Here is a 3,634-nt window from a genome sequence, read left to right as displayed (position 1 = left end):
TCTTAGGCAAGTATAATTTTCAAAATGAAAAATTAGCTTTTTAAGGAATGACTAAATATTTTTCTCTTGCGCGATCTAAACGATTATTCAAATTAACAATCTGCTCAGAAATTTCTTTTTTCTGAAGATCAATATTTTTCTGTATGTATTTAAAATTTGTTAAGATGACTTCTTTTAGTAATTTATTAATTCCATCATGATATTGGTATTTAAGGAGTTCATTTTCAAATGCCAAGTTTACTTTACTGGAACTATGCTTGTAACCACATTTGGAATTACAATGGTAGTAATAATAAACATTTTTCTTTCCTCTTTGTCATTCTGAGCATCTTTGGAATCCAGAAAATGGAAAAATACTAAATCCCGAGACGTTTGAAAAATTACTTTTAAAATATAGTGAAACAATTACATGTGTAATTTTTATGGATGGAGAATGGAGTTGTTTGGAATTGCTAATTTTAATAAATATCGTAAAAAAATTTCGTTTAAAAGTCGCTTGTACACGGGTTTGAATGAAAAACAGATCCAAAGAAAATACCCTGAATTATTAAATATTCTAGATTTCATTAAAACGGGAAAATGGATTTCAAGTTTAGGTGGACTCAATAAGTTAAAAACGAATCAAATATTAAAAGATTTAAGATCTGGAGAAATATTAAACAAATATTTTCTTCACTAATCTTTTAAGCCAAGACGCATTTTAATGTGTTTATTTGTTATTCAAAGTGTATTCATCTACATTTGCAGTACATCCTTCAGTTTTCAACTATGAATAAAAAATTAAGTGAATGTAGTCATACGTGTTTTATGTGTCAAAACATAACGCAGGATTGGTGGCAGATGATTGACCTAAAAAGGTTTTTGATCAAGGTTAAAAAGGGGCAAAAATTCATAGAGGAAGGGAATGAGATGTCAGGAGTTTACTTTATACAGGATGGTTTTGTAAAAGTTCATAAGCATTGGGGAGAGCGTGAAATGATTGTGAGATTTGGTAAAAAAGGCGATATAGTCGGACACCGCGGAATTTCGACGGCTAATTTACTTTCTCCAATTTCTGCCACGGCAATGAAAGATTCTGTTCTCTGCTTTGTAGAACTGGATTTTTTTAAAACCTTGTTGAAAACCAATAATACGTTTGCTTATGAATTGATGATGTTTTACGCAGAGGAACTGCACTGGTCTGAACAAAAGATGGGAAGTTTAGTTCAGTTATCTGTAAAGGAACGTTTTATCGTTAACCTTTTATATCTTATTGATCATTTAGGACTTGATAAAGAGAATGTTTTAAAAGCTGAACTAACCAAGACAGATTTGGCGGCATATATAGGAACAACCTATGAAACTATGCACCGGGTAATTTCAGACATGGAAAACGAAAATATCCTCATATTTTCAGGAAAACGAATAAAGATTGCAGATTTAGAGAAATTGAAGTTAGATTTTGTTTAACTTTTATATTATCATCATTTAACACCTTTTTTGAGGTGTTTTTTTTATAGGTACTAGATTAAAAGGGAAATTTCAATTTATTTTTATAATATGATGTAAATCATATTAAATACAAGTTATTGTTAATCAATTAGGTATTTTATATTATTTACATCATTTATTTTGAATGTTTTTAAATAAGACATTTGTCTCTTATTTAAAAATTGGTTATTGTATCTTTGTTTAAGAAAAAAAGTGGTTCTTGATTGTAAGTGAGTTATCATTTAAAACTTTGCACATGTTCAGTATTTTTACAAATATAAATAAGAAAGCATTTTTCAATGCTATTATTGCAACGTTCGTTGTAATTGCTATCACAGTGATAGGCTCTCTGAATTTACAGAATTTTGACGCAGCCTTGATCATATACTTTTTCGGAACAATAAGTATGACCTTTGGCGTAGTTTACCATCATTCTGTTTGGAAGCAGCGTCCTGCTACACAAAAGTATTGGAAACGCACCTGGGAATTTATCTTCAGTAAAGATTATCCAATCTATATGAAAGAGGTGATTCGTCTTTCTGTACGCAACATTCTCTTTCAAAGGTTTATTATGCAAAGAGGAAGAATGCGATGGCTAGGTCACTTTCTTTTAGCAACGGGATGTTTAATTTCTTTCGCAGTTACTTTCGGGCTCACCTTTGGCTGGATGCACTTTACGTTAAAAGCTGGAACAACGGATATGTATGAAACCCATATGATGGGGATTACAGTAATGACTTTTCCACTTAATACTGTGATGGCACTTATCCTTTTCCATATTTTGGTTTGGACTGCTATTATGGTGATAATAGGTTGCTTAATTATGATGCACAGAAGATTTGTAGACGAGGGATTAATCGCAACACAATGGTTCGAAAGAGATTGGCTTCCATTGATTTTACTCGTTGCAGTTTCCGTCACTGGTTTGGGAATTTGGTTTGATTACTCTTATCTCGAAGGAAAAATGAGCCAGTTTATGGCAATCACACACGCAATTACGGTTGCAATGTTTCTGATGTGGATTCCGTTCGGGAAGTTTTTTCACATTTTTCAAAGACCGGCACAAGTTGGTGCAAATATCTATAAAATAGAAGGAAAGCGCCGTGGAATGCAAACTTGTCCACACACAGGCGACGAATACACAACTTCAATGCACATCGAAGATTTAAAAGAAATAACCCAGGAAATGGGATTCGATTTAGAAAATGAAGAGGGGAAAAGTTATTTAGATTTCAGCCCGGAAGGAAAACGGGCAATGCTTGCAAAAGCACATCTAAAAGCACGACAAGAATCTGGAACTTATTTTGGTTAAAATTTAAAATAAAATGGCAAAATTACCTGTAACAGCCGACGAAATCATCAATGTTTTCGGACCGCACAAACATTATCCAAACAAAGGTACAGTGAGGTCTAATCCTCAAAATCCTGATGCTTTGGTAAAAACGCATTGCTGTTTTTGTGGTTTGCAATGTGGCATTCAATTAAAAGTAAAAGACAAAAAAGTCGTAGGTTTTGAACCTTGGAACGATTTCCCTTTTAATGAGGGTAGACTTTGTCCAAAAGGTGTTCAGCGCTATATGCAGGATAATCATCCGGACCGTTTGCTTTCGCCATACAAAAGAGTAGAAGGTAAAGGTTTTGTGCCGATAGAATGGGATGAAGCGTACGATGTTGTGATTAATGAAATTAAAAGAATACAGGAAAAATACGGAAAAAATTCTTTCGCAATGTTGTCCGGCGTTTCTCTTACCAATGAGAAAAGTTATATGATCGGGAAATTTGCCCGAGTTGCTTTGAAAACCGCAAACCTCGATTACAACGGTCGTCTTTGTATGGTGAGTGCTGGTGCAGGAAACAAAAAAGCCTTTGGAATGGACAGGTCTTCCAACAGTTGGGCAGATTTGGCGCACGCAGAAGTCATCATCATTACCGGAGCAAATGTGAGCGAATGTTTCCCAGTTTTAACCAATAAAATCTGGGAAGCTCGTGATAATGGAGCCAAATTGATTGTCATCGACCCACGCCAAATCCCGATTGCCAGAACTGCCGATATTCATCTGCCATTGAGACCCGGAACCGATTCTGCATTGACGAATACAATGTTGAAAGTTTTAATTATATCTCTTGGAATACATTTTATTTCCTTGCAGAAAGGAGAGAGGGG

Annotated in this window: 4 protein-coding genes; 3 read left to right on the top strand and 1 reads right to left on the bottom strand. The window is 34.3% G+C overall.

Going from position 1 to position 3,634, the window contains the following annotated elements:
- Window positions 1-40 precede the first annotated feature (40 nt).
- The gene (locus Q0252_RS00195) at window positions 41-235 is read right to left on the bottom strand and encodes a hypothetical protein (RefSeq protein WP_297982282.1); all 195 of its coding nucleotides are present in this window, start codon (window positions 233-235) and stop codon (window positions 41-43) included.
- A gap of 533 nt (window positions 236-768) precedes the next feature.
- Between Q0252_RS00195 and Q0252_RS00190 the strand changes: the two genes are divergently transcribed.
- The 3 genes from Q0252_RS00190 to Q0252_RS00180 all read left to right on the top strand — a co-directional run.
- Entirely contained in the window at window positions 769-1,449 is a 681-nt protein-coding gene (locus Q0252_RS00190; RefSeq protein WP_297982279.1) for a Crp/Fnr family transcriptional regulator, read from the top strand.
- A gap of 427 nt (window positions 1,450-1,876) precedes the next feature.
- A complete protein-coding gene (locus Q0252_RS00185; RefSeq protein ID WP_297982276.1) occupies window positions 1,877-2,782 on the top strand; it encodes an MFS transporter in 906 nt (301 codons plus the stop codon).
- 13 nt (window positions 2,783-2,795) lie between these two features.
- Window positions 2,796-3,634, top strand: an 839-nt coding sequence (locus Q0252_RS00180) for a molybdopterin-dependent oxidoreductase (RefSeq protein WP_297982274.1), incomplete at its 3' end; no start/stop codon positions are given.

The sequence above is a fragment of the uncultured Chryseobacterium sp. genome (assembly GCF_936933875.1).
Lineage (GTDB): Bacteria > Bacteroidota > Bacteroidia > Flavobacteriales > Weeksellaceae > CAKZIK01.
Note: the sequence above shows the minus strand (reverse complement) of the source record. Positions and strands in the feature narration are given on the sequence as shown.